24 protein-coding genes are annotated in these 24,833 nt (G+C 62.2%); 13 read left to right on the top strand and 11 right to left on the bottom strand.

The annotated features are described in order from the left end of the window. Position 1 precedes the first annotated feature (1 nt). Both QNA11_RS12130 and QNA11_RS12135 read right to left on the bottom strand, forming a co-directional pair. Entirely contained in the window at positions 2-316 is a 315-nt protein-coding gene (locus QNA11_RS12130; RefSeq protein ID WP_202074019.1) for a DUF2849 domain-containing protein, read from the bottom strand. After that, entirely contained in the window at positions 316-687 is a 372-nt protein-coding gene (locus QNA11_RS12135; RefSeq protein ID WP_202074020.1) for a 2Fe-2S iron-sulfur cluster-binding protein, read from the bottom strand. The genes QNA11_RS12130 and QNA11_RS12135 overlap by 1 nt, the downstream gene beginning before the upstream one ends. Before the next feature lie 372 nt (positions 688-1,059). On the opposite strand from QNA11_RS12135, the gene QNA11_RS12140 reads away from it, so the two are divergent. Genes QNA11_RS12140 through QNA11_RS12150 form a run of 3 tightly spaced genes read left to right on the top strand, consistent with a single transcriptional unit; the run spans position 1,060 to position 3,610 of the window. Then, entirely contained in the window at positions 1,060-1,803 is a 744-nt protein-coding gene (locus tag QNA11_RS12140; protein ID WP_202074133.1) for a hypothetical protein, read from the top strand. A gap of 35 nt (positions 1,804-1,838) precedes the next feature. Beyond that, positions 1,839-2,552: a hypothetical protein gene (locus tag QNA11_RS12145; RefSeq protein ID WP_281930368.1), complete on the top strand. Its 714-nt coding sequence runs from the start codon at positions 1,839-1,841 to the stop codon at positions 2,550-2,552. Positions 2,553-2,560: 8 nt separating this feature from the next. Then, positions 2,561-3,610 (top strand): NADP(H)-dependent aldo-keto reductase, encoded by a 1,050-nt coding sequence (locus QNA11_RS12150; RefSeq protein ID WP_283483243.1) that lies wholly within the window; start codon positions 2,561-2,563, stop codon positions 3,608-3,610. Between the two features lie 385 nt (positions 3,611-3,995). Here the strand turns inward: QNA11_RS12150 and QNA11_RS12155 are convergent, their stop codons facing one another. Continuing rightward, a complete protein-coding gene (locus QNA11_RS12155) occupies positions 3,996-4,640 on the bottom strand; it encodes a YqgE/AlgH family protein (protein ID WP_202074023.1) in 645 nt (214 codons plus the stop codon). 78 nt (positions 4,641-4,718) lie between these two features. Between QNA11_RS12155 and QNA11_RS12160 the strand changes: the two genes are divergently transcribed. Beyond that, a complete protein-coding gene (locus QNA11_RS12160; protein ID WP_283483244.1) occupies positions 4,719-5,531 on the top strand; it encodes a protein-disulfide reductase DsbD domain-containing protein in 813 nt (270 codons plus the stop codon). 4 nt (positions 5,532-5,535) lie between these two features. Here the strand turns inward: QNA11_RS12160 and QNA11_RS12165 are convergent, their stop codons facing one another. From QNA11_RS12165 to mgtA, 3 genes are all read right to left on the bottom strand, one after another. Next, the gene (locus QNA11_RS12165) at positions 5,536-6,204 is read right to left on the bottom strand and encodes a pirin family protein (RefSeq protein ID WP_283483245.1); all 669 of its coding nucleotides are present in this window, start codon (positions 6,202-6,204) and stop codon (positions 5,536-5,538) included. A gap of 105 nt (positions 6,205-6,309) precedes the next feature. Continuing rightward, complete coding sequence (locus tag QNA11_RS12170) at positions 6,310-7,524, bottom strand: PQQ-dependent sugar dehydrogenase (protein ID WP_283483246.1); 1,215 nt, start codon at positions 7,522-7,524, stop codon at positions 6,310-6,312. 152 nt (positions 7,525-7,676) lie between these two features. Then, complete coding sequence (gene mgtA / locus QNA11_RS12175) at positions 7,677-10,277, bottom strand: magnesium-translocating P-type ATPase (RefSeq protein ID WP_283483247.1); 2,601 nt, start codon at positions 10,275-10,277, stop codon at positions 7,677-7,679. 164 nt (positions 10,278-10,441) lie between these two features. Between mgtA and QNA11_RS12180 the strand changes: the two genes are divergently transcribed. The 5 genes from QNA11_RS12180 to QNA11_RS12200 all read left to right on the top strand — a co-directional run bounded on the left by QNA11_RS12180 (position 10,442) and on the right by QNA11_RS12200 (position 15,552). Beyond that, positions 10,442-11,152 carry a right-handed parallel beta-helix repeat-containing protein gene (locus QNA11_RS12180; protein WP_283483248.1) on the top strand — a complete coding sequence of 237 codons (711 nt, stop codon included), beginning with the start codon at positions 10,442-10,444 and terminating at the stop codon, positions 11,150-11,152. 18 nt (positions 11,153-11,170) lie between these two features. After that, positions 11,171-12,598 carry a TIGR03808 family TAT-translocated repetitive protein gene (locus QNA11_RS12185; protein WP_283483249.1) on the top strand — a complete coding sequence of 476 codons (1,428 nt, stop codon included), beginning with the start codon at positions 11,171-11,173 and terminating at the stop codon, positions 12,596-12,598. A gap of 82 nt (positions 12,599-12,680) precedes the next feature. After that, positions 12,681-13,448 (top strand): class I SAM-dependent methyltransferase, encoded by a 768-nt coding sequence (locus tag QNA11_RS12190; protein ID WP_283483250.1) that lies wholly within the window; start codon positions 12,681-12,683, stop codon positions 13,446-13,448. After that, positions 13,445-14,677: a glycosyltransferase family 4 protein gene (locus QNA11_RS12195; RefSeq protein WP_283483251.1), complete on the top strand. Its 1,233-nt coding sequence runs from the start codon at positions 13,445-13,447 to the stop codon at positions 14,675-14,677. The genes QNA11_RS12190 and QNA11_RS12195 overlap by 4 nt, the downstream gene beginning before the upstream one ends. A 5-nt stretch (positions 14,678-14,682) precedes the next feature. Beyond that, the gene (locus QNA11_RS12200; protein ID WP_283483252.1) at positions 14,683-15,552 is read left to right on the top strand and encodes a glycosyltransferase family 2 protein; all 870 of its coding nucleotides are present in this window, start codon (positions 14,683-14,685) and stop codon (positions 15,550-15,552) included. Here the strand turns inward: QNA11_RS12200 and QNA11_RS12205 are convergent. The 3 genes from QNA11_RS12205 to QNA11_RS12215 all read right to left on the bottom strand — a co-directional run bounded on the left by QNA11_RS12205 (position 15,547) and on the right by QNA11_RS12215 (position 19,078). Continuing rightward, on the bottom strand, positions 15,547-16,992 hold the full coding sequence (locus tag QNA11_RS12205) for a lipopolysaccharide biosynthesis protein (protein ID WP_283483253.1): 1,446 nt from the start codon (positions 16,990-16,992) through the stop codon (positions 15,547-15,549). The genes QNA11_RS12200 and QNA11_RS12205 overlap by 6 nt on opposite strands. A 37-nt stretch (positions 16,993-17,029) precedes the next feature. Further along, positions 17,030-18,697, bottom strand: a complete 1,668-nt coding sequence (locus QNA11_RS12210) for an outer membrane beta-barrel protein (RefSeq protein WP_283483254.1) — start codon at positions 18,695-18,697, stop codon at positions 17,030-17,032. 126 nt (positions 18,698-18,823) lie between these two features. Then, positions 18,824-19,078, bottom strand: coding sequence for a DUF2312 domain-containing protein (locus tag QNA11_RS12215; protein WP_202074036.1), 255 nt, complete (start codon positions 19,076-19,078; stop codon positions 18,824-18,826). A 202-nt stretch (positions 19,079-19,280) separates the two neighbouring features. Between QNA11_RS12215 and QNA11_RS12220 the strand changes: the two genes are divergently transcribed. The 4 genes from QNA11_RS12220 (at position 19,281) to QNA11_RS12235 (ending at position 22,719) form a co-directional block, all read left to right on the top strand. After that, positions 19,281-19,766 carry an RDD family protein gene (locus QNA11_RS12220; protein ID WP_283483255.1) on the top strand — a complete coding sequence of 162 codons (486 nt, stop codon included), beginning with the start codon at positions 19,281-19,283 and terminating at the stop codon, positions 19,764-19,766. Between the two features lie 67 nt (positions 19,767-19,833). After that, the gene (locus QNA11_RS12225; protein WP_202074038.1) at positions 19,834-20,571 is read left to right on the top strand and encodes an arginyltransferase; all 738 of its coding nucleotides are present in this window, start codon (positions 19,834-19,836) and stop codon (positions 20,569-20,571) included. Positions 20,572-20,694: 123 nt separating this feature from the next. Continuing rightward, positions 20,695-21,246 carry a LemA family protein gene (locus tag QNA11_RS12230; RefSeq protein ID WP_283483256.1) on the top strand — a complete coding sequence of 184 codons (552 nt, stop codon included), beginning with the start codon at positions 20,695-20,697 and terminating at the stop codon, positions 21,244-21,246. Between the two features lie 147 nt (positions 21,247-21,393). Then, the gene (locus QNA11_RS12235) at positions 21,394-22,719 is read left to right on the top strand and encodes a L,D-transpeptidase family protein (RefSeq protein WP_502867565.1); all 1,326 of its coding nucleotides are present in this window, start codon (positions 21,394-21,396) and stop codon (positions 22,717-22,719) included. 110 nt (positions 22,720-22,829) lie between these two features. On the opposite strand, the gene QNA11_RS12240 is transcribed toward QNA11_RS12235, so the two are convergent. Then, on the bottom strand, positions 22,830-23,999 hold the full coding sequence (locus QNA11_RS12240) for an alpha/beta fold hydrolase (protein ID WP_283483257.1): 1,170 nt from the start codon (positions 23,997-23,999) through the stop codon (positions 22,830-22,832). Between the two features lie 247 nt (positions 24,000-24,246). Continuing rightward, positions 24,247-24,819 carry a CC0125/CC1285 family lipoprotein gene (locus tag QNA11_RS12245; RefSeq protein ID WP_283483258.1) on the bottom strand — a complete coding sequence of 191 codons (573 nt, stop codon included), beginning with the start codon at positions 24,817-24,819 and terminating at the stop codon, positions 24,247-24,249. Positions 24,820-24,833: the final 14 nt, after the last annotated feature.

A 24,833-nucleotide genomic window follows, 5' to 3' on the forward strand; every position in this document is an offset into this window, starting at 1 on the left:
CTCAAGCGCCTCCTTTCGCCTGTTTGCCGAGATCGGGGCGCACGCTCGGCCCCTTGAGGCGCATCTTCTCGCGGTAGTGCAAGGGCGTCGGAACGCCGTCCGCGCCGACGTCCACATCGGCGAGATAAACGTCGACGACGCGATTTTTGGCGATCTCCGCCTTGCCGAAGCCCTCCAGCGCGGCGGCCTCTTCCTTGTCGCGCGCGACGCGGGCGCGCCGATGGTCGCGCTCCCAGCTTTCGGCGCCCAGAAACACGACCTCGCCGTCGGCAAGGTCGGAGGCCAAGAGTATCTGCGGATGTTTGAGCGCGGTCATCACGTCTCCTGCGCCAGCTTGAGGGAGAGGCCGCTCATCTCGTCGGACCAGATGATCTGACAGGCAAGGCGCGAATTTTCGTAGAGCATCGGCAGCTCGTCGAGTTTTTCGAGCTCGTCCTCCTGCGGCGGCGGCACGCGGGCGGCCGAACCGGCGTCGAGCACCACGTGACATTCGGCGCAGGCCAGCGCGCCCCCGCAGGTGTTTTCCATGCCAATGCCGTAATCGCGCAATATCTCCATCAGCCGCCAGCCCTCTACGGCCGCCAGCTCGTGGATGACGCCGTTCCGGTCCTCGACGCGCAAGAACGGCGCCTCGGGCTCCAGGGGAACGGGGGATGGGTCGACGGCAGTTTCCAAGGCAATGCTCATGGGCTTTTCGTTGAGGCGGAAATCGCCACAGCAGTGGCGTTCTGTATTTCGAACGGTTAGATACTCTAAATCGCACGTAAGTCAATTCACTTCTAAAATATGCCATATGGACTAAAATCACATCTGTTTGCCGTTAAATATGGCGCCGCCAAATTTCATAGCTGGGACATGACAAGCGGCCAGAATCCATGTTTGTTAAGAATCAGGTGACCAATCGGAGCGGTGGGCGAAAGGGCTGCGCTCATCGCCAGAGGAGACCTCATGGTAAAAAGGCCAATAAAGACCGCGAAAGAAACGCCGCCTCCGAAAAAGGAGCCGGAGCCGCGCCGCGACGTGAGAGAAATCACGCCGCCTCAGCAATCCTCGGGAGCGATTATGAAACCAACGGTCATAGTCGTCGGCGCCGACAAGGGCGGCGTCGGGAAGACGACGATCGCGCGCGCGGTCCTCGACTTCCTTTCCCTCAACAATCTCGACGCCCGCGCCTTCGACACCGAGACGCCGCGCGGGACGCTGTATCGCTTCCATCCGGAAGAGACGATGATCGTCGATCTGACGTCGACCGCCGATCAGATGAAGATCATCGACACGCTGAATTCGTCGCAAGCGAAGGTCAGCGTGATCGACGTGCGCGCCGGCGGCTTGAGCCCCGCGCTCGAAGCGCTCGACGAGATCGGCTTCTTCGACGCGGTGAAGGCGGGCGAGTTCCGCTTCATCCTGCTCCACGTCATCGGCCCCTCGATCGCCTCGCTCGACGAGATCGCCGAGATAGCGCCCTATATGTCCGACGCCAATTACTTCATGGTGAAGAACCATGTGAACGACACGACCTTCTTCGAATGGGACCCGCAGACCCACTCGAAATATTTCGAGGACGTGAACACCACAGGCGAGATCACCATCCCGAAGCTCGGCGAATTGGCATATGAACAGGTCGAGCTCGCAGGGACGCCCTATTCGACCTTCATCGCCAATCAGACGGCGGAAGGCGAACCGGCGGATCACTCTTTCGTCCTGCGCGGTTACGTGCGCACATGGCTCGCGAGAGTCGCGGATGAATTCGAGCGGGTCGGACTTCTCGATCTCGTCACATCGGGTGTGGCCAAGGCACGTTGAGACGAAGGCGGCGTCGCCCTCGTCAAGAGGATGAAATGAGTCGCCGCACCCTCGTCTTCTTCGTCTGCTCGCCGCATTCACGCACTGGCGTGACAACGGCGGCGCGCCTGCTGACCGATTATTATCTCTCGCGCGGGGTCCCTGTCGAAGGTTTCGACACGGATTCGCGCGAGCCTAACTACGCCTTGCTTTTTCCGAAGGTCGCGCGCGTTGTCGATATTGGCGACGTCAAGGGACAGATTTCCCTGTTCGACCGCCTGCTGGTCGCCGACGACGCCCCCAAGATCGTCGACGTCTGGAGCCGCTCCTACGACCAGCTCTTCGCCACGATCGCCGAAATCGGCTTTCTGGAGGAGGCGCGCCGCGCCGGCGTCGAACCGATCATTCTCTTCCAGGCCGACAGTTCGCAGACGGCTGCGAGCAACGCCCGGCTGCTCAACACCACCTGGCCGAATTTGTGGCTGACGGTCATCCACAATGAGGGGGCTGCGCCGCTGCGCGCCGAGGCGCACGACATCCTCGCCCGCTACCCCGCGCGCGGGAAATTGGTGATCCCGAAGCTCGAAAGCGCCATCGCCGCGGCCCTCGACGACGCCGAACTCTCGCTGTCGACCTTCTTGCACGCGCCGCCACCCCATATATCCATCGTCGTGCGCGCGGCGCTGAAAGCCTGGCTTCTCCCGATCTTCACGCAATTTCAGAGCTTCGAATTGCGCATGAATCTGCAATCGAGCGAATTTCTCCGTTAGGGCGCGATATGGAATACCGAAAACTTGGAGCCACCGACCTCTCCGTCTCGGCCATTTGTCTTGGCTCCATGACCTGGGGCCAGCAGAACACCGAGGCGGAAGGCCACGCGCAGCTCGACTATGCGCTATCGCGCGGCGTCAACTTCATCGACACGGCGGAAATCTATTCGATCCCCCCGCGCCCGGAGACGCAAGGCTCGACCGAGCGCATCATCGGCTCGTGGCTGGCCTCGCGCAAAAACCGCGACAAGGTGATCATCGCCACCAAGGTCGCCGGGCGCGGCGAGGCGCATTGGCTGCGCGACGGGGGCGGGGGCACGGTCCTCGACCGTAAGAATATCCATTTTGCGATCGAGGGCTCGCTGAAGCGCCTGCAGACCGATTATGTCGATCTCTACCAGTTGCACTGGCCCGACCGCTCTTTGCCGCTCTGGGGCGCCGGCGGGACGACCTATCGGCCGCCCTCCAAGCGCCCTGAAGTTTCGATCGAAGAGACGCTGGACGCGCTGAACGAGCTGGTGAAGGCCGGCAAGGTCCGCCACATCGGCCTATCCAATGAGACGCCTTGGGGCGTCGCGCGCTTCCTGCGTGCGGCGGAGCTCGGCCACGGCCCGAGGGTCGTCTCGATTCAGAACGCCTATAATCTGATCAACCGCACGTTCGAGATGGGCCTCGCCGAATTTGCCGAGCGCGAGGCCGTCGGCCTCCTTGCCTATTCGCCCCTCGCGCAGGGCTATCTCACCGGCAAATATCAGGGCGGCGCAAGACCGCCCGGCGCGCGCACGACGCTCTTCGAACGCGGCCAGCGCTATGAAACGCCCGGGGTCGAGTCGGCGATCGGCGCCTATCTCGCGCTCGCCAGAGAGATCGGCGTCGACCCGGCGCAGCTTGCCCTGGCTTATGTCACGTCGCGCCCCTTCGTGACCTCGAACATCATCGGCGCCACGACGATGGCGCAGCTTCGAACCGACCTGGATTCAGAGAGCATCGAGATCACGCCCGAGATCGAAGCGCGGATCGACGAGATCCACCAGCTTCACAGCAATCCAGCGCCGTAAACAAAGATGCGCGGCTCAGGCGCGCATCGTTGACAAACCTCCGAGGCGGCCTCGTCCTTCGAGACGCGAGCGTCGCTCGCTCCTCAGGATGAGGCCTAAGTGTTTGACGAAATTGCAGAAGCTCCTCATGCTGAGGAGCCTGCGCAGCAGGCGTCTCGAAGCACGAGGGGCGTCATCGCCACTTTATCAGCGATTTGAGGATGCGCGTATCATACTCAAACCGCTTGATCGGTCATTCCCGACGCGCGTAGCGCGATCGGGAATCCAGAGCAGAACCAGCGCTCTTGCGGCTCTGGATTTCCGGTCGGGCTTTCAGCCCGCCGGGAATGACATGCCCCAGTGCGAGCTATTCAAACGGAAACGGTCTCAGCCACGCATCCAAACGCTACGCGTGCCCCGAGATGGACGACAGCCGCTCCAAATCGACCCCCATGGAGCGCAGGGCGCGCACATATTTGCTACCAAGGTCCCGATCGAACAGCAGCGCCGGATCGGCCGGGCAATGCAACCAACCGTTCTTTTGGATTTCGTCCTCGAGCTGTCCGGCGTCCCAGCCCGCATAGCCGAGCGCGAGCAGCGCATGGTGCGGCCCCTCGCCCGCGGCGATGGCGCGCAGAATGTCGATTGTCGCCGTGAGCGACACGCCGTCGTCGATTGGCAAGGTCGAGTTGTCGAGGAAGAAATCCGGCGAATGCAGCACGAAGCCGCGGTCGGTCTGCACCGGGCCGCCGGAAAGCACCTGAATCTCCTCGGCGCCGCTCGGCAGCCTGATGCGCTCTTCGGGCGCGATCACTTGCAGTTGCACGAGAAGATCGGGGAAGTTCTTCACCCGAGCAGGTTGGTTGACGACGATGCCCATCGCGCCTTCTTCCGAATGCGCACACAGATAGATCACCGAGCGCGCAAAACGCTCGTCCGTCATGCCGGGCATCGCCACCAGCAGCTGCCCGTCCAGATATCGTCGGCCGGGAGTCCGAGCGTCGCCAGCGGAAGACTCTTCGGAAACTTGCTTGGGGCGCAACCTACTCATAGCTTCATGCTACGCCTGCAACGCCCCCTTAACAAGCGGCGTGGATAAATCGCGCCAGCCGACCGGAAACCAGACCCGATGACTACGCCAAAGCCGAAGATGCGCGTCTTTTTCGCCTGCACAGTCACGCTCGCCGCGGCGCTGGCCATCGCGCCGGCGCGGGCCGCCGAGCCGGCTTTTGCGACAGCGCCGGCCAAGGGAACGGTTTCCGCCGTCAGGCTGCTCTCCGCCGGCCCGCTGGAAGGCGGCGCTTATCGCGCGGGCGTCGAAATCAGCCTCGCGCCCAAGACCGCCACCTACTGGCGCCAACCGGGCGAAGCGGGCTCGCCGCCGGTGTTCGATTTCTCGAAATCGATCAATGTCGCCAAGGTCGAAACCGCCTTTCCGGCTCCCAAGCATCTGGACGAAGCGGGCACGATCGTCGCGGGTTACGACGAGACCGTGATCTTCCCGCTCAAGGTTACGCCAAAGGACCCAAAGGCGCCGGTGACGCTCGCCCTCGACCTCGACTACGCGGCCTGCGGCAAGATCTGCCTGCCCGCAAAAGCCGAGCTTTCCCTGGTGCTGCCACAGTCCGGCGCCTCGCCCTTTGCGAGCGCGATCAACGCCGCCGAGAAGCGCGTTCCGGTGAAGATCAGCGGCGCGGAAGCGGCCAAACGATTGTCGTTGAAGAAGGACGGCGACTCCTGGCGGTTGAGCGTCACCGGGCCCGGCATGGTTCAGGATGTTTTCGCCGAAGTCGCGGATCCGCTCTTTATCGAGAGCAAGCGCGAAGGCGCAAATTTCGCGCTGACGTTATTCTCGACTGGCCCCAAACCCAAAAGCGCCAACGCCACGCTAACCATCATCACTGAAAGGGAAGCTTTCGAGGCGCCGGCGCATTTGGAGTGAGGGCTCAGACCGCCATATCGAAGACCAGCGCCTCGGCGTCGTCGCGCCCTTCGAGACGAATGGCGTCCGCCTCGCTCACCGCGATCCCGTCGCCGGCCTCCAGACGTTCGCCATTCACCATGACATGCCCGCGCGCGACCTGCACCCAGGCGGCCCGGCCCGGCGCGACCTGATGGGATACGCTTTCGCCGGAAGCCAGCAGAGTTGCGTAAAGATCGACGTCTTGATGGATGGTGAGGGAGCCGTCGCGTCCGTCGTGTGACGCAATGAGGCGCAGGCGACCGCGCTTTTCCTGCGGCCCGAAACGCTTCTGCTCATAGCCCGGCGCGAGGCCCTCGCGTTCCGGCACGATCCAGATTTGCAGGAAATGGGCGGGGGCGCGATCCGAGGCGTTATATTCGCTGTGGCGCACGCCGGTCCCGGCGCTCATGCGCTGCACGTCGCCGGCGCGGACGATCGAGCCGACGCCGGTGCTGTCCTTATGCGCGAGCGCGCCGTCGAGCACATAGGAGATGATCTCCATGTCCTTGTGCGGATGGGTCGGAAAGCCGCCCCCCGGCGCGACGCGGTCCTCATTGATGACCCGCAGCGGCCCGAAGCCCATATGGTCGGGGTCGAAATATTGGCCGAAGGAAAAGCTGTGGCGGCTGTCGAGCCAGCCGAAGTCAGCCATTCCCCGCTCGGCGGCCTTTCTGATCGCAACTTGCATCATCCCGCTCCAACTCGCTTGCTTTCCAAGCAAATGGCCCCGCGCCTGCCAAACGGCAATGCCGCGCCGTCACTCGCCGGCGATAATCGAGCGCCCGTAGCTGATCCGATAAATCGCGCCATTCTCGTCGTCCGTGACAAGAAGATCGCCATGGGGCGTCTGCGCCACGTCGACCGGGGTGCCGAGATAGGGCATCGAGCCCTTGTTCCAACCTTCGACGAAAGGTTCGCTGACGCCGCCCGTTCCATCCGGCCCGGGGCGCGTAAACATCAGCCGCGCGCCGACCGGCTGCGTCCGGGCGCCCGAGCCGTGCTGGGCCGAGAAAATGCCGCCCCGATATTTTTTCGGGAAAGTGTCGCCCGTGTAAAAAACCATGCCGAGGTCAGCGGCGTGGGCTTCTTCCTCCACCTCCGGAAAGATGACGCCCGGCGGCGGCTCGTCCGACGCATATTCCGCCGTGCGCACATGCCCGCCGCCGTACCAGGGAAAGCCGAAGTGCAGCCAGGGGATCGGCGCGCGGTTCAATTCGCCGGGCGGTTTATCGTCTCCCAGCTCATTCGTCTGATTGTCGGTGAACCAGAGCGACCCATCGGCAGGGTTGAAATCCATGCCCACCGAGTTACGCACGCCCCGCGCGAAAACGTCGCGCTTAGAGCCGTCGGGATTCATGCGGATGATCCCGCCGACGCCGGTGCGCTCGTAGAAGGCGAGCTTCTCCTTCGGTGCGACGTCATAGGGTTGGCCGAGCGAAATATAAAGCTTGCCATCCGGCCCCACGCGGCAGACGCGCAGCGTATGGCCGTCGCTTTCCTCCTGACGCGGGATGAGGTCGCCCTTCGCAACGACAATGCGCGCGTGCGGCCGGCGCCATTCTTCTTCGGCGTTCGGGATGCTGAGCACGCGGTTGCGTTCGACAATGAAAAGCGTTCCCTCCGGCGAAAAGCACAGGCCGTGCGGCAGATCGAACTCGAAGGCCAGCTCCAGGCGCTCCACACGAACCCCGTGACCGCCGCCGGGCGCCAGCACATAGACGGTATTATCGGCGCCTGTGCCGATGAAAATCACTTTGCCACTCGGCCCCACCGCGAGTGTGCGGGCGCCAGGGGCGCGCGCATAGAGGGAGATGGAAAAGTCTTCCGGCAAACGCAGACCTTCGAGGATCGCGTCGATCTCCGCCGCGCTTCTTGCGCGTTGCGACTCGCGCGGGCGCTGCGTGAGCGCGAGCGCACCCGCAAGGACAAGCGCGCAGGCGAAAACAAGAGTGGCAAGGAGCATGCGCCGCATCGGCGTCCTCCGAAGGGAAAGACGTCCTAGAGCGCATTCCGCTGATCCATGCGAGCGGACGCGCGCTAGAAGCCCTTAAATCCCTTCGATCATGGCTTTGTTCCCGGCCAAGCGGGCGGGCGCGTCTTTGTCTCCTGCTGCGCTTGGAGGGATCAATCTCCGAAGCGTTTGAAGAAGGCCGTCTTGGCGATATGGGCGAGAATAGCGTAGCCGATGAGGAAGACGGCAATCGCCGGCCAATAGGACGCCGGCAGCGGCACAAAGCCGAAGGCGGACGCAAAGGGCGAATAGGGCAGCGCCGCGCCGATGAGGCAGACCAGAACAGTCGTCAGCAGCAGAGCCGTGCTCGCCCGGCTTTCGATGAAGGGGATTTTCTTCGTGCGGATGACGTGGATGATGAGCGTCTGGGTGAAGAGGGATTCCACGAACCAGCCTGTCTGGAAGAGCGCTGGATTGTTCCAGCCGTCAAAGGCCGTAACCATCAGGATGAAGGTGGCGTAATCGAAGACGGAGCTGGCGGGGCCCAGATAGAGCATGAATTTCGCGATGCCGCCAATGTCCCATTTGCGCGGCTGCGCGATAAACTCCTCGTCGACCTCGTCGGTCGGGATCGCGGTTTGCGAAAAATCGTAAAGAAGATTGTTGGTGAGTATTTGAATGGGCGTCATCGGCAGGAAGGGAAGGAAAACGCTTGCGCCGAGCACGCTGAACATGTTCCCGAAATTGGAGCTCGCGCCCATGCGCACATATTTCAGAATATTGGCGAAGACTTTCCGGCCCTCGACGACCCCGTCATTGAGCACGGAGAGGCTCTTTTCGAGCAGAATAATATCCGCGGATTCGCGCGCAATATCGACCGCCGAATCCACCGAAATGCCGACGTCGCCAGCTTTCAACGCTGGCCCGTCATTGATGCCGTCGCCGAGATAGCCGACGACATGGCCGTTGGCGCGCAGAGCGGCCACGACGCGCGCTTTCTGCGGCGGCGACAATTTGGCGAAGACGGTGATGTCGGAGACGCAACCGCCAAGCGTCGCGTCGTCCATCGCCTCGATCTCGGCGCCGAGCGCGAGGCGTTCGATGTCCAGCCCGACATCGCGGCAGATCTTGCGCGTTACTATGTCGTTATCGCCTGTCAATATCTTCACGGCGACGCCGGCGTTGTGCAGATCGGCGATGGCCTGGGCGGCGCTGTCCTTTGGCGGATCGAGAAAAGCGATATAGCCGACGAGCGTCAGCTCCTTCTCATCCGCGGGCGTGAAAATGCTCTGCTCGCGCCGCGCGGATTTATAGGCGACGGCGATAACCCGGAAGCCGTCGGCGTTGAGCATAGCCGTTTCACGCTTGGCGGTTTCGAGATGCGAAGGATCGAGCGCGCCCTCAGTCTCGACGGCTTCGAAACGGGTCGCCACGGCGAAAAGCTCTTCGACCGCGCCCTTGCAGATCAGAAGCCGCTCGCCGTCGTCGCGCTCCACCACGACCGATAGGCGGCGGCGCTCGAAATCGAAGGGTATCTCGTCGATCTTCTTGAAACTGTGCTGGGGCGAGAGCCGCTCTTCTATCTCTGCGTGTTGAAGCACGGCGACGTCGAGGAGATTGCGCAATCCCGACTGGAAATGGCTATTGAGATAGGCAAACTCCAGGACGCGGTCAGAGTCTTCGCCAAAGATGTCGAGGTGACGCTTGAGGATGATACGGTCCTGCGTCAGCGTGCCCGTCTTATCGGTGCACAGCACATCCATCGCGCCGAAGTTTTGCATGGCGTTGAGGCGCTTCACGATCACCTTTTCTCGTGAGATCGCCATGGCGCCTTTGGCGAGATTGACCGTAACGATCATCGGCAGCATTTCCGGGGTCAGGCCGACCGCGACGGAGACTGCAAAAAGAAAGGCGCCCAGCCAGTCCCCTTTCAGGTAGCCATTCACAAAAAACACGAGCGGCGCCATGACCGCCATGAAGCTGATCATCAGCCAGGTGAATTTTCGAACGCTCTCATCGAAGGCCGTAGAGCTATCGGCTTCGACGATCTTATCGGCAATGGCGCCGAAGTAAGTGTCCCTCCCCGTCACAACGACAATCGCTTCGCCATAGCCGCTCACGACATTCGAGCCCATGAAGGCGAGATTGTCGGCCTCCGAGAGATCGACGGGCGCCGCAACGCGATGCGCAAATTTCTCGACCGGCATCGACTCGCCGGTCAAGGCCGATTGATTGACGAAGAGATCTTTCGTCGTCAGCATGCGAAGGTCCGCCGGGATCATATCGCCCGCGGCGAGCCGCACAATATCTCCGGGAACCAGCTCTTCTAGGGAGATTTCGACGAAAGGATCGTCGCTGTCGACGCGCTCGGGACGGCGCACCGAGGCATGGGTGCGCACCATCGCGCGCAGCTTCGCGGCGGCGGCGTTGGAGCGATGCTCCTGCACGAACGCAAGAAGGACGCTGAGGATCACCATTGCGGAGATGACGATCGCCGCCCGTCGATCGCTCAACGCCCAGGAAGCGACCGCGAGCGTGAGCAGAAGACCGTTCAGCGGATTGAAGACATTGCGCGCCAACTCGCGAAAGACGCCGCCGCCCGTTTCGCTGGCGACGCGGTTGGGCCCATGCCGCCTGAGGCGGCGCGCCGCTTCCGCCTCGGAAAGCCCCTGTGGAGAGGCTTCAAGATCACGCGTGAGCGCATCCACGTCGTTCGAGGCCGCCCTTTCGAGCATCGAGTGAACGGCCTGGCTCTCTTTGGCGCTGAAGTTCATGGACGGGTCTGTTATCGAGGCCAATTCACGGTCTGCCACCGGCTGCCTCAGGATACAGCACCTTCATTGTTATGAAAGCCCGGCCTCCACCACCTTGACGCGCTAAGATTTCAAACATAGGCTTCAGCTATTGGCTCAAGAAAAGTAGTTCCAGGATTTTATACATGAATCGTCGCAGTTTCGTAAAGCTTCTTCCTTTGTCGATCGGCGCGGCGTCGGCGCCATCCTGGGCCGCTGACGGCCTCCCTATCTTTCTCGTTGAGAAGTTCGGCGACCGCCTTTTCGTTGCCGCCGACCGGGTCAGCGATAAATCGCTCAGTCGAGCAACACTGCAAGAAGCAATTCATCTCACGTCTCGGCGCGGCCTCGCATTGGAATTCGGCGAAGGGGTTTTTCGTACCCGCGGATTTGTAATCGACGCGCCTCTATCGGTGCGCGGAACGCCCGGCAGGACGATCATCAAACCGATGGGGCAGGAAAGCTTTACGATTGACGTGCGTCCACAAGCCGGGCGTGAACGTCTTTCTGGCGTCTCCTTGAGCGGCCTGACGTTCTCGGGAGGCTCCTTGCCGCACGCCATGGGCGTCAATCCTCTCGAGCGCCCGATCGACACCCTTCCTTATGCGCCAGAACGCTTCAACGGCTTGCTTACAGCTTGGCGCGTCGATGGTTTTTCCGTCTCGGATTGTGTCTTCGAAGGGGCGCCGCAGGCCGCTGTCGCCCTATGGGAGTGCCAGGGGGCAAGGATTTCGAATAACAGGATCAGTCTCAGCCGCGTGGCGATGTATTCCCATGCAGGGCGCGACAATGTCTTTTTTGGCAACGACTGCGCCGAGTCCATTGAGTTCGGCGTATATCTCGCACATTTCGCCTAGGACTTTTGGGAGTAAAATATGCCTTCGATTACATCCTCGCCAACAAATATCGTTTACTCGACTGCAGCGGGGACGGGCACGCTGCAAGGCGCCATCAATCTCGCGCAATCGACGGGGCTGCCGCTATTTATCGCGCCTGGCATTTATACGGAAGCATCCGTCATTATCGGTGGAACAGTGACGATTTACGCACGAAAAGATAGCGTGCAACTGAGATCGTCGACGAGCAATGCTTTCGTTATGCAGATTGGATCGGGAACAACATCCTCCCGCATCCCGGGGGTTGTCATCAGGGGATTGAATTTCGACGGCGAGAACAAGCCACTAGGCGGACAAAATGGCCTGCTGCAGTTTTTCAATGCCGATCGCATGGTGGTGGAGGATTGTTTTTTCTGGCGCTCCACTTCGTCTGGTCTGTATCTCTATGGCGCTGAAGGCCGCGTCAGCGGCAACCGCTGCGATAATTGCAGCGCCTCCCTGAGCAGCGTAAACGGGGCCGGGCTGACGATAGAGAATAACTATCTTACCAACAGCCTCAACACCGGCATCGAATGCTATCGGTCGCCCTGGGCCGTATCGCAAACTTATTTTGATGGAACAATCATTCAACGAAATCGAGTGTATACCGTCCTCAATAATTCTGGCGGAAGCGGGCAATGGGGCAACGCCATTGCTTGCAATGGCTTGCGCTTCCTACGCATAGCCGATAATTTCATATCAAATGCCAATTACTCTGCTATCAGAGTAAATTATTGCAAAGACGTTACTATTTCCTCCAATCAGGTCGACGCCGCGCGCGAGGTGGCCATCTTTGTAGAGAACCCTGCCGATTATGCAGGCGGTTGGACAAATGTCGTCATCTCTGGGAACACATTGAATAATGTCGGCGGCGGAATAGTCTGTGTCAATAATAACGCCGGCAGCCGTCGTGCGACAATAACTGGAAACGCCATATATTATGTCAAGAAAAACACTTTCACCGAATATACAGACGGCGTCAGTGGCGGCTATAGCCGCATAACACATGGCGTTGGGATTTGGCTTGCTGCGGATTGCATTGCCGATGGCAATACGATCGAATACGCGGAAGCGGCGGGCATAGCGGCGATCTTTTCTGGAACATGGAACGGCCAAGGCGCCCCCGACCAAAATACGGTTACTGCGCTCATCTCGAACAACATTCTAAAGTATTGCTACGTTGGAGTCGGTTATTCCGATAATGACCCACGCACCTTTGCCGAAATATCAGGCAATATCATTGTCGGCGCCGGCGCCTTTCAGATCGTCAAAATGGCGGTGACGAGTCTGCCCTCGCCTGCGCCCGAGGGCAATTACTATGGCCCGCCCGCGCCGGTCGCCGGCGCGCCCGAAATGGGGAGCGTTTCCAACGCCGTCAGCACCCGCTGGTCATTCAATCGGAACAAGATCGTCAGCGCGACCGTGTGATCGGGCCAGCGCAGTCTCATTAACAGTTGCGCAACCGGGCGAACTTAGGCTGCGGCCTTCGAAACTATTTGGAAATCAGCGGATGGCTTTAAGCAGGGAACCCGCAAATGACATAAGTGCGATCGTGGCGAGCCTTGGCTATGATCCCGACTTCAACTGGGCTTGGGAGAATTACAAGCGCACGATCATCGAAATCGCACGCCAGAAGGGTTTGAGGCGCCATCTCGAAATCGGCGGCGGGCGCGATCCGCTCTTCCTGCCGGACGAAATCGTCACCCTGGGCTTCGACGTCACGCTCAACGATATTTCCGCACGTGAATTGTCGCTCGCGCCGGCAGGCTATTCGACGGTCGTTTGCGACATCGCCGGCAAGGACGCCAAAGCCATCCTCGGGCCCGAGCGATACGACATCGCTTATAGCCGCATGGTGATGGAGCATGTCCCCGATGTTGCGAGCATGTGGGAAAACATTGCTTATACGCTCGCGCCGGGTGGCGTCGCTTTCAGCTTCTTTCCCACGCTTTATGCGCCGCCCTATGTCCTCAACCGCCTTATCCCGGAAAAAATTTCCCGCTGGATGCTGGAGACAGTATTCCCCGACCGCAAGGACGACGGAGACAATCCGAAATTTCCGGCCTATTACGACCATTGCTTTAGTGAAGAGTCGAAGATACTCCCGATACTGAAGCGCGCCGGTTTCTCTGAAGTAGTTGTCCTTCCCTTCTGGGGGTACAGCTATTTTTGGAAGTTTCCCGGCATCAAGCAGCTCGACGCGGCTTTTACGAATATCGCGCGCAAGCGCCAATGGCGCGTCTTTTCGAGCTTTGCCTATGTGATCGCAACAAAATGACTCCACGCATCATTGTCGTCACCGATCACGCGCATATCAACGGCGGCCTCGCCAAGGTCGCCATCGACAGCGCCAAGGGCTTTGCGCGGCGCGGCTATCGCGTCGATTATTTCTCCGCCGTCGGCCCGGTGGAGCCAGGCCTCACTGAGGCGGGCGTCACGGTGACGCTGCTCGATCAAGCCGATGTGACGTCAGCCTCTTCTCTCGCGCGCTTCGGCGCGCAATGGCTCTGGAACGCTGCGGCGGAGCATGGGCTGGCCCGCCTTCTCGCGACTTGCGATCCCGCCGAGACGATCGTCCATGTGCATGGCTGGGCCAAGGCGCTCTCGCCCTCCATCGGCCGGGCGCTGGGGCGCTCGGGCCTGCCGGTGGTTCACACGCTGCACGAGTTTTACCTCGCCTGCCCCAATGGCGGGTTTTACGATTACGGCGCGGCGCGCAACTGCGACTACAAAGCCATGTCGCTCGGCTGCATTGCGCACAACTGCGACTCGCGCGGCTATCATCGCAAGCTGATGCGCGTTGGCCGCCATGCGCTGATGCTCTATGGGAGCGGCCTTTATGAAACGGCGCGCCATCTCATATCCATCTCGAAGCTGCAGCGCGAGGTGATCGCGCCATATATGCCGAGAGACGCTGTTTTCTACGAGGTCGGCAATCCAATCGACGTCACGGACCTGGGGCCGAAGGGCGACCAAGCGCCGGGCGATTTCGTCTTCGTGGGGCGCCTCTCGGCGGAAAAGGGCCCGCGTTACTTCGCCGAAGCCGCGCGCCTTGCGGGCGTCGCGCCCGTCTTCGTCGGCGATGGCCCTGAGCGCGAGGCGCTTGGAAAAGAATTCCCTGAGGCAAAGTTTCTCGGCTGGCGGAGCCCGCCGGAGGTGCGTGCGGCGTTGCGCGCGGCGCGGACGCTTGTCTTCCCGTCCGTTTGGTACGAGGGCCAGCCGCTCACCGTCTATGAGTCGCTCGCCCTCGGCACGCCCGTGATCGTCAGTGATCTCTGCGCCGGGCGCGAGGCGGTCGTCGACGGCGAAACCGGCGTCTGGTTCAAATCCGCCAACGCGCAATCGCTTGCCGAGGCCATTACGCGTCTCAAGGACGATGGAGTTGCGCGTCGGATGGCCGCGGCGGCCTATGCGCGCTATTGGGCGGCCCCGCTGACGCTCGATCGCCACCTCGATTCCGTCGCGGCCGTCTATGAGAAGGTTCAATCACATTGGCGCGCGGCATAACGAGCATGAAGATCGTCATCGCCATCGCCACGACCGGGCGTCCGCATGTCGTCGGGCAATGCGTGCTGCGTTTCGCGAAGTTCTCCCACGAGCTGCATCGCTTGCTGGTGATCGGCGCGTCTCCCGAAGATGCGCCGATTCCGGCGGGCGAAGCGGAATTTCATGTCGCGCGCGCACGCGGCCTGACAATCCAGCGCAATCACGCTTTGGACCTTGTCGGGACAGACGCGGATATTCTCGTCTTCGTCGATGACGACTACGTTCCGAGCGAGGATTTCGTTGACGGCGTCAGGCGCTTATTCGCCGAGCATGCCGACATCGTGGCGGCCTCAGGCCATTTGATCGCGGACGGCATTCACCACCGCGAACCGCTCGATTTCGATCAAGCGGACGCCCTCGTCGCCGCCTATTCGGCCCCCTGCCCCGGCGATGTCCGAATGAGCGACGAGACGGGCACATATGGCTGCAATATGGCTTTTCGCCTCGCCGCCGCCCCGCAAGCGCGCTTCGATGAAAATCTGCCGCTCTACGGATGGCTCGAGGACACCGACTTCTCGGCGTTGTATGCGCGCGTCGGCCGCGTTGTCCGCACCAATGCCTTCGCGGGGGTGCATCTTGGCGTTCGTTCCGGCCGCACCTCGGGCGTGCGGCTAGGCTATTCGCAGATCGCCAACCCACTCTACCTTTTACGCAAGGGAACCGTTTCGGCTCGCTTCGTTATGAAGCTCGCGAGCAGGAATTTTCTGGCCAATCTTGCCAAATCGCTCGTCCCCGAGCCCGGGATCGACCGCTTTGGCCGATTGCGCGGCAATCTGCTCGCGCTTCTGGATCTAGCGCGCAATCGTTGCGACCCGCGCCGCGTGCTGGAGCTATGAGCGCGCCTCGGCGTTTCTTCCCCGCAGCCGCCTCAGGACGCTCGGCCAGATGACGCTGCGCAGATCGGCGATGTCGAACGCATAAGCGACGGCGCCATAGACAGCGGCGCCTGCGAGAATTTGCATCGCGAGGGTAACGACGCCCGGCGCCAGGGCCCGCATCGGCGCCCCCAGGAGAAGCATGGCGGATGTCGCGACGACGGCCCCGATCACGTCGCGGGCGCGTGGCCACATCGGCTCCAAAAGAAAGAGCATGGCGACAAGCGCCGCAAAGCCGGCGACCGACGAAATCGATTGCGCATAAGCGAAGCGCGTGGCGTCAGCGGTCGCGGGCAACAGCGCGACCGCCACAAGATCAGCAAGCAAGGCGATCAGCGCGGCAATGATTAGCGGCGTCAATCGATGCGCGAGCTGGAAGGCGGTGTTCACGCCGTAATTGGTCATCGCGAAAGCGAAGAGCGCGGGCGTCATCTGCGCAAAATATAGCGCGAATGGACCGCGGAAATTCTCCGGCGCGAACAGCGCCTCGAAGCTCGGGAGAATGAGCCAGGAGCCCGCGACGGCGGGCGAGACGATCGCAAAAACAACGCCGAGATTACGGGATATTTGCGCCCGCGCGGCAATGGCTCCTGACGTGCGTTCCGTATGCACGGCGAGCTGGAAAAGAATCACGTCGATGGCGGAGCCGATCGCGCCGACGATTCTTACGCCCGTCTCGAAGGCGAGCGAGATTTGCCCAACTTCCGCGAAACCATGGTCCCGCGCCAGCAGCGTGCGGTTGATGAGCGGCACGATCTGATAAAGAACGCTGGCAAGGACAATCGGCGCGCCATAGGCCAGAAAGCGCGTCGCCAGCCGGCGCTCCGCCAGACGAAAGCGCGTATTCGGATCGGCAAGCTCGCCCCTCGCCACAATGAGGCAGCCTGCAACCGAAATGATCATGCCAACGAGCGCCACATTGGCGGAGCCGAACACGAAAGCGCCGCCGACCGTCAGAGCGAAGGCGAGCGCGTTCTTGGCGATGACAAGAGCGCCATAGGCCTTGTCGTGGAAGCGCGCGCGCACGAGGGCGGTCGCCGTGTCGAAGAGCGCATTGGAGAGCGAGACGCCGATTGCGAGCGCGGCGAGATCATGGCTCAGCGGGAGATCGAGCCCCAGCCAATAGACAAGGAGCGCGGCGAGCAGCGCGAGCGCGGCAAGCGCGGCAAAGGCCAAATCGAGCGTCGAGCGGACTTCCGGATGCTCTTTGCGGTCCTGCTCCGAATAATAGCGCGTCGCCGTGAGCCGGAGCCAATCGAAAACGAAAGTCTGCAGGACGACGGCGACGGAAAGCGCCAGCACGAAACGCCCATATTCGGCAGGGCCCAGAAATTTCGCGACGAGCAGACCGACGACGAAATTCAGCAGGCTGTTGAGGATGAAGGGAACCATCATCCACATTGCGCCGCGCTCTCCTCGATGCTCTGCGGGCGCTCGCTCAAAGCTGGAACCTCAGGCCCAAGAGATAAACATTCGCCGAGTAGCCGGCGTTGCGGAACGAGCTGCTGAGCTGCTCATGCGTGAAGCTGCCGCGCAGCGTGATCGACCGCGTCAATTTGTATTCCAGCCGGACGGCCGCGCTGCCGCCGCGTTCACGGACGTTCAAACTTGCGCCGGAAGCCACCGCAGCAGCGACGACAATGGGGGAGTCCGAACTCTGGTAGTCGTTGGTGAAATAGTTGCCGGTGAAGGTGATGTTGAGATTGCGCATCAGATCGTGCGAGAGCGTCGCGGTGATCGACCGCGTCAGCACGCCGCTCGCGTAGGCGAGCGTCGTTTCGTTCATTGTTGTCGAGCCGCGCAGCGTCAACGTCGTCAGCGCGGAGGGCGTATAAATGAGCGCGGCGTCGATCACCGGGCCGCGCAGCTCCGCCAGACGGAAGTCGGCGTAGTTTCTTTGGCCATAGCCGCCGGAAATCTCGCCTTTCACCATCTCCGTGACGTTGAAGGTGGCGCCGCCGCGGATGGTGTAGCCCGTGCTGTCGCGATAGAAGCCATAAGGGTCGACCGGCGAGTCGTGAATGCGCTTGTCGAGGGTTCCTTCCACGAAAGGCTTCAGATCCGGCGTGACCTCGTAGGAGGTGCGCAGAAGGGCGCCGAAGTCGTTGTAGCTCGTCGACGCCAGATTGAGCGTCGTGCCGTTCGAATATTGCGCGTCCTGATACCAGACGCGATCATAGGTGCCGCGCAGCGACACCTCGATCCGCGAGAATTTCTGCGTGACGCCGCCCTGCGTTCCGACCCCGAGTATGATCGGCCGGTTGACAACATAGACGCTCGACTGATCGGCGGAGATCGCCGGCGCGCCGGGCCGCTGCGTATCGAGCTGCAAGCGTCCGCGCAGATCGAGCGCGGTGTCGGTCGTCAGATCGTAGCGCGCGGTCATGGCGCCCTGGGCGTCGGCGCGGCTCGCGGTTGGATAGTCGAAATATTCCGAGTATCCGCCGCGCAACTCGCCTTCGAGGCTGTGGCGCGACCAGTTGGATTTGACCCGCAACCCGCCTTCGCCGCGAAAAAGCGTCGAACCGCGCGGGTTGTAGCTCGCAGACAGACGGTTGGGGTTATCGTCATAACCGCCGGACGTCTGGACGAAGGGGAACAGCAGCGTCGAGCCGACCGCGACGCCGAGCGGATCATAGGGGTTCATCTCGACCTTCGGCTTGCCCTTCGCCTTGATCGTCGGCTCGGCGGCGACCGTCACGGGCGGAGGCGCAGGCGCGAGAAGATGCTGACCAGGCGGCGCATAGGTCGACCGCAGCCGCAAAGCCCGCTGCTTGGCGACATAGGAGGATTTGTAAGGCTCCAGCGCCGGGAGGGGCGTTTTCGGCGAGAAGGGCGGCGGATAGGGCGCGCGCCGGGGCGGGTATGGTTTGGGCAACTTTTGCCGTTTCACCGGCGCGCCATAATTGGCCCCGGTGCCGGAAGTCTGGCCGAGGCCGAGGCTCCCTGCTTGGGGAGCGACGGCGGAGCCAGGGGAATCCAGCCGGCGTAGCGGCGGCTTATCCTGTCCCGCAAGCGTCGAGAGCGGCGCGCTCGGCTTAGGTTGCGGCAAGGCCTGCCCTTGCGCCGGCGCAGCCGCAGCCAATGCGGCGCAAAGCGCAGCCAACGCAACGCGGCTCTTCGAGCTTCCCGGCGGCACCTGATCCCTCGCCTGCGCCTGAAAGGCCCGCGAGACGGCGCGGGCGGCGCATGGCAAGGGTTAGGGCTTTATGGTTAACGCGAGCTTATCGGCCTATTCCATGCCGAGCGCGGAAAGGTAGAGCTCCATGATCTCTTCTTCCTCCTCGCGCTTATGCTTGTCCTGGCGGCGCAGGGAGACGATCTTGCGAATGATTTTCGGATCGAAGCCGGTTCCCTTGGCTTCGGCGTAGACGTCCTTGATGTCGTCGGCAATCGCGCGCTTTTCCTCTTCGAGCTTTTCGATTCGCTCGATAAAGGCGCGCAAATGACCGCCGTCGACGGCGGAGTCCACCGCATTGGTGTCCATGGTGCTTTCCCGCAAGAGTTGGCCGGCTCGGGTTTGGCCTGCCGGCGATTTCCGGCGAGGCTTGCGACAGCTTCGTGACCTCGTCAAGGCGGAGGCGCCGCTAATCCCCCATTATCTCTGTCGCAGACCCAGGGCGCCTTGAAAGCGGGTCTGCGGCGTCCGACATTGCCTTGGGGCGCGGTGAGCGCTGTTGGAGAGAGACATGGCCGGCGACGGCGATTTTGGCAGTTACTCGAAGGGCGCGCCGCCGCCCTACCAGCGGGCGCAAGGCCCCTATATTCCGGCCGCGGCGCTCGAAAGCGTGCGCACCCGGCGGATCATGGCGGTGGGGCTCGATCTCATCCTCGTCTCGGGCCTATCGGTGGCGCTCTTTTTCGGGCTTTTCATATTGAGCTTCGGCATGTCGGCGCTGCTGCTGCCGCCGATCTTCCCGATCGTCGCTTTCTTCTACAATGGCTTGACGGTCTCCGGCTGGCGCATGGCGACGCCCGGCATGGCCTTCATGGACCTTGAAATGCGCACGATGCAGGGCGAGCCCGTGCCCTTCCTGCAGGCGGCCGTCCATGCCGTTCTCTTCTACGTGACCTGGATGTTTCCGCCGCTGTTCCTGGTGTCCTTCATCACCAGCGACAAACGCTGTCTGCACGACATTCTGGCGGATGTAATCTTGCTGCGGCGATCGGCGTGAGGTCGCCATGGCGCGCAGCGGTTTCTAGCCCTATTCTTGCGATCGTCATCCACGAAACGAGACGAGCGTGACCAGAGAACCTCGCGACGCGCCACAGTTCTATCTCACCTCGCCGGCGCCGTGCCCCTATCTGCCGGGGCGGGCGGAGCGCAAGGTGTTCACGCATCTGATCGGCCTGCGCGCGCCGGCGCTCAATGACACGCTGACTCAATCCGGCTTCCGCCGCTCGCAGACCATCGCCTATCGTCCGGCCTGCGAGCATTGCCGGGCTTGCGTCTCGGTGCGGGTCAAGATCGAGGAGTTCGTTCCCTCGCGCACGCAGCGGCGCGGGATGCGCCACAACGCCGACATTGCGGGAGAGGCGCGCCCGGCGCGCGCGACGGCGGAGCAATATGCGCTGTTCCGCCGTTACGTCACCGCCCGCCACTCGGATGGCGGGATGGCCGATATGAGCATGGTCGATTATCAGATGATGATCGAAGACAGCCATGTCGACACGCGGCTGATCGAATATCGCCTGTCGCCCGACGCGCAGGGGGCCGACGCCGACCGCCTGATCGCCTGCTGCCTCACCGATCGGCTCGCCGATGGCCTGTCGATGGTCTATTCGTTCTATGAGCCTCAATTCGAGGAGCGCTCGCTCGGCACCTTCATGATCCTCGACCATATGAGGCGGGCCCGCGTCGCCGGACTGCGAAATCTTTACCTCGGCTATTGGGTCGAGGGCTCGCATAAAATGGCCTATAAGGCGCGCTTCCTGCCGCAGGAGCGGCTGGGGACGGATGGATGGGTGCGGGTGGACTGAACAAGCAGGCGTTCGACATCTCCCCTGCCGCATTTACGCCAGAATAAGCATATTCCCAAAGGTACACACGCGGTAACGGTCCCTCAAAGCCCGGCGGATGAAGCTGCGCGCGGAGGGCTCGCTATGGCGCCGTTTCTGATCGCTTTTATTTGCCTTTGCATTGCTGCGGCCGTGTTGGCGAGCCGCTTTCTGCGCCTCCAGTCTTTGGATGCGCAATGCAAGGCCGCCGCCGAGCAGGTCGACGCCGAGCTCGCCAATTGGCACGCGATGCTTCCAGCGCTGGCCGGCGTGATGCGCGCCTTTGCGCCGAAGGAGCGTGGAGCCGTCGATGTGGTCGCGCGGCTTCACGCCTCGGGGCGGCGGGCGGGCTCTCCTCAGGCGCGGCTTCTGGCGGAGGCCCGGCTCGGCGATGGCGTTCACGGTCTCCTCGCGCGCGCGCAGGCGACGCCGGAAATCCAGAGGCTCGATGATTTTCGCCAGTTGCGCGCGGCGCTCGAAGAGGCGGAAGGCGGTCTCGCCGCCGCGCGCCGGCGGCTCGCCACGGCGACCGCCGATTACAACCGCGCCCTCAGGCGCTTTCCTGAATGCCTGTTTGCCGGGCGCCTGCGTCTAACGCCCCGCGACTACTATGATATCGCTGTCGACGACAGTCGCGCGGGGGAAACGCTGGTCTGAGCGCTGCGCGCCACGGCCCGGGCGGGTCACAAAATCGCCGCCTATTCGGGCCTTGTTAACTCAGAAGCCGCAGATCATATGGACCTCAGCCGGCGTAGCTTGGGCGGCGCCGATCTTTTCCATTTCCCTCCGCGGCCGCGGAACAGACTGCGACTGGAGCGAACAGTGCATAAATCGGCGATCCTTCCCCTTTCACTCTGCCTCGCGCTCGGCGCGGCCTTTGCCGCGCGCGCGGAGACCGGGCAGGCCGAATGGGCGCAGCGCTACGACGCCGACGCGCGGCTGACCGTGTCGCGCTCGACCACCCCTATCCTGTCCGAAGCGACTGTCGCCGCGACGGAAGCCGCCATCGAGCGCTATCGCGAAATCGTCGCCAATGGCGGCTGGGCGGCGGTGCCGAGCCAGCAATTGCGGCTCGGCTCCAACGGCCCGGCGGTGTCGGCGTTGCGCCGGCGCCTCATCGTCTCGGGCGACATCGGCGCCGAAACCGGCACGAGCCCGGTTTTCGATTCCTATGTCGAGGCCGCCGTGCGCCGCTTCCAGGCGCGCCACGGCATTATCGAAACCGGCGTCGTCAACCAGCAGACGCTCACCGCGTTGAATATCCCCGCCGAAACGCGTCTCCGCCAGCTCGAGACCAATCTCGTGCGCCTGCGCAGCTTTTCCCATGACCTCGGCAATCGCTACGTCACCGCCAATATTCCGGCGGCTCAGGTCGAGACGGTGGAGGCGGGCCAGGTCGTTTCGCATCATATCGCGGGCGTCGGCAAGATCGACCGCCAGTCGCCGGTGATGCAGACCAAGGCCTATCAGATCAATTTCAATCCGTTCTGGACGGTGCCCGCCTCGGTCATCCGCAAGGATTTGATTCCCAAGATGCAGGCGGACCCGAACTACTTGCACGACAACCATATCCGCGTCTACAACAAGGAAGGCCAGGAGCTGCAACCAGAGCAGATCAACTGGCGCTCGCTCGACGCGATGAACTACAAGTTCCGGCAGGACATCGGCGGCGATTTCAACTCGCTCGGCGTGGTGCGCATCGACATCGCCAATCCTTACGGCGTCTATATGCACGACACGCCGGCCAAGGGCGTCTTCGGCGACGATTTCCGCTTCGTCTCCTCGGGCTGCATCCGCCTGCAGAATGTGCGCGACTATGTCGCCTTCCTGCTGCGCGAGACCCCGGGCTGGGACCGCGACGCCATCGACCGCGCTATCGCCTCGGGCGAGCGCATCGACGTAAAAATCAACCCCGCCGTTCCGGTCTACTGGGTTTACATCACCGCCTGGGGCACGCCGGACGGCGTCACCCAGTTCCGCGAGGACATTTATCAGCGTGACGGGTTGAACGCGCGCGTAGTCGACGCGCCAGATTATTCGCAGACCCCCGTGACGCAGCAGGCCGCTGCGCCGCAGGCGACGGGCCCACGGTCGCGCGGCGAGCCGCTACTGCCGCGGGATGAGCAGTAAGACTTGCGCTTTCAGGCGGCGGTCATAACGACCGCCGCTTTTTACGAGATTCCTGTGGGCAGAACCTTTTCCCAACGCCGGGCGCGGGGAAGGCGCGGCGCGCCCTTTATCTAGCTTCTGTTTGACCAGGAAGAAGCCGTCTCCTGCATCCGCTTGGTCTGACCTGGCTTCGTCTCGGGCCTTGCGACACGATCGACCGCCGCCACGATCTGGTCTGGCGCGGTGTGGTGGGCCATGTGGCCGGCGCCAGGGATCACGATCAGCTCGCTTTGCGGCGCCTCGTCGTGAAAGCGCCTCGATTGGCGATCCAAATCGACCATCTTGTCGCCGTCGCCCGCCAATATGACGATCGGAAGCTTTAGTTCGGCATAGCGCGCTTGCAGTTGCATCGCCGAGGCCACCATCAGCACGCTATCCTCCGCTTCTGCGCCGATCTGGATGGGCCGCGCCGCAAAGGAATTCGGGAAACCCTTCTCGAATCTCTCCGTGACCGGGGCAGGCGAGAATAGCCACCGCAGAACGCCAGGCAGGAAAAGTCGCGTGAGAGGCGGCGAGATCGTGTAGCGCATAACATCGCCGAGGCCGGGGATCGCGGTGAAGGACATGAAAAACACGTCCGCGCGCGCTGTCGGATAGAAATAGCCTGCAATCAGCACCAGCCCTTCGACCAGCGCCGGATACTGGAGCGCGAGGTCCAAGGCGATCAGCGAAGCGAAGGAATGGGTGACGACCGTCACGCGCTCGACGCCGAGCTGCGAAAACGCCTTCTGCAACAACTCGGCGTAGGCGCCAGGCGTCCATATGCGATGGGGTCTGTCGCTATATCCGAAGCCGGGGCGATCGAAGACGATGACCCTGTAGCGCTCCGCAAGCTTGTCGACGATGCCGCTCAGCAGGAAATCCTCGGCAAGCGTCAGATTGCCGTGGATGAGCGTGACGACATCGCCCTTCCCCTTGTCGATGTAGTGCAGGCGCACGCCGTCGACGTCGATGAACCGACCGATCGGGGGATGCTCGCTTTCGTCCTGGCGCGTCTTGCGGATGTTGTAATAGGCGAGCGCCCCCATCGCAGCCGCGAGCCCAACCGCTGCCGAACCCACGATAGCCGAAACGCTCCGGCCCGGTCTGGCTGCCTTGGTGAGCGCGGACTCGGCGCGCGTGGCGGCTTTTTCGACAGGGCCGCGCCCGTCGAGCCACTGCGACACGCCGGTTCCGACGGCGGCGCCGGACTTGGCGCCGGACTTGGCCAAGTCTTTTTGGATCGATTTCGTGAAGCTCATGATTGCTCTCCCGCGCTCGAAGGCACTTAACGCCCTCGATCCGCGGGGGTTTCAAACTTTGCACGTGAAAAGGAATGCGACCGCATTTGCGCTCATGAGCGCCAAATCATGGGATTGCGGGGTGCGGAATTGTGGCAATCTGTGCGTTGCGTCCCAATATGACGCAACGCAAGGCTTTGATTACACAGAACTTTACGCCCCGGGCATAAATAGTTACGGCGACGCAACGCAGCGCCGGGCCCCAGGTTTAATTTTTAGCGAAGTATTTCGCCCCGAGGTTCTGAATGATTTCATTCGCAGGCAGCATGCCCGAGCAGGGGTCGGCCTTGCTCTGCTTACAGAACTTCACCATCGCATCCTCGCCCGGCTCGACTACGGTATTGCGCGTCCCTGGCCGATAGGTGGTGTAGGCAGTGTTGCCGGAAACCCTTGTCTGCGCTGTGCTCGGCGTCGTGTATGTGGATTCGGTCGAGGCGTCTTCCGAGCTGATAATAGCGAAGTGCGTGAACCCGCGCGCGGAGGCGGTCTCCGCAGCTTTCAGCAGGATAAAATCCTGGACTCTCGCCTTCTCCGTAAAACCGTTGCCGCGCGCCGATATTCTTGCAGTGTCATTGGTGATCATTTGGGCCTCGGCCCCACCGGCCAGCCCTATGCCATCGCGGCTATATTCGGTCGCGCAGCCAGAAGACCAGAGCGCAAAAGCAAAGCAGAGAAAGGGCCGAGCGCGCATTAGGTAGAACCCCGAATTTTGCACAGAAAATGGACGGCGAAGCTTGGCCGTGGTCGCCAGGGCGATACCAAAAGCAATGACTGCGGGCAAGCGCGGTCGCGAGG

It is taken from the genome of Methylocystis sp. JR02 (assembly GCF_030063565.1).
GTDB lineage: Bacteria > Pseudomonadota > Alphaproteobacteria > Rhizobiales > Beijerinckiaceae > Methylocystis > Methylocystis iwaonis.

Bases quoted from the DNA above. Each gene is read 5' to 3' on its own strand.
- mgtA (WP_283483247.1), bottom strand. From the start codon at position 10,277: ATGAACTTCAGCGCCAAAGAGAGCCAGGCCGTTCACTCGATGCTCGAA.
- QNA11_RS12165 (WP_283483245.1), bottom strand. From the start codon at position 6,204: ATGGCTGACTTCGGCTGGCTCGACAGCCGCCACAGCTTTTCCTTCGGC.
- QNA11_RS12200 (WP_283483252.1), top strand. From the start codon at position 14,683: ATGAAGATCGTCATCGCCATCGCCACGACCGGGCGTCCGCATGTCGTC.
- QNA11_RS12205 (WP_283483253.1), bottom strand. From the start codon at position 16,992: ATGTGGATGATGGTTCCCTTCATCCTCAACAGCCTGCTGAATTTCGTC.
- QNA11_RS12195 (WP_283483251.1), top strand. From the start codon at position 13,445: ATGACTCCACGCATCATTGTCGTCACCGATCACGCGCATATCAACGGC.
- QNA11_RS12170 (WP_283483246.1), bottom strand. From the start codon at position 7,524: ATGCGGCGCATGCTCCTTGCCACTCTTGTTTTCGCCTGCGCGCTTGTC.
- QNA11_RS12230 (WP_283483256.1), top strand. From the start codon at position 20,695: ATGGCGCCGTTTCTGATCGCTTTTATTTGCCTTTGCATTGCTGCGGCC.
- QNA11_RS12220 (WP_283483255.1), top strand. From the start codon at position 19,281: ATGGCCGGCGACGGCGATTTTGGCAGTTACTCGAAGGGCGCGCCGCCG.
- QNA11_RS12160 (WP_283483244.1), top strand. From the start codon at position 4,719: ATGACTACGCCAAAGCCGAAGATGCGCGTCTTTTTCGCCTGCACAGTC.
- QNA11_RS12240 (WP_283483257.1), bottom strand. From the start codon at position 23,999: ATGAGCTTCACGAAATCGATCCAAAAAGACTTGGCCAAGTCCGGCGCC.
- QNA11_RS12215 (WP_202074036.1), bottom strand. From the start codon at position 19,078: ATGGACACCAATGCGGTGGACTCCGCCGTCGACGGCGGTCATTTGCGC.
- QNA11_RS12135 (WP_202074020.1), bottom strand. From the start codon at position 687: ATGAGCATTGCCTTGGAAACTGCCGTCGACCCATCCCCCGTTCCCCTG.
- QNA11_RS12190 (WP_283483250.1), top strand. From the start codon at position 12,681: ATGGCTTTAAGCAGGGAACCCGCAAATGACATAAGTGCGATCGTGGCG.
- QNA11_RS12180 (WP_283483248.1), top strand. From the start codon at position 10,442: ATGAATCGTCGCAGTTTCGTAAAGCTTCTTCCTTTGTCGATCGGCGCG.
- QNA11_RS12130 (WP_202074019.1), bottom strand. From the start codon at position 316: ATGACCGCGCTCAAACATCCGCAGATACTCTTGGCCTCCGACCTTGCC.
- QNA11_RS12150 (WP_283483243.1), top strand. From the start codon at position 2,561: ATGGAATACCGAAAACTTGGAGCCACCGACCTCTCCGTCTCGGCCATT.
- QNA11_RS12155 (WP_202074023.1), bottom strand. From the start codon at position 4,640: ATGAGTAGGTTGCGCCCCAAGCAAGTTTCCGAAGAGTCTTCCGCTGGC.
- QNA11_RS12145 (WP_281930368.1), top strand. From the start codon at position 1,839: ATGAGTCGCCGCACCCTCGTCTTCTTCGTCTGCTCGCCGCATTCACGC.
- QNA11_RS12185 (WP_283483249.1), top strand. From the start codon at position 11,171: ATGCCTTCGATTACATCCTCGCCAACAAATATCGTTTACTCGACTGCA.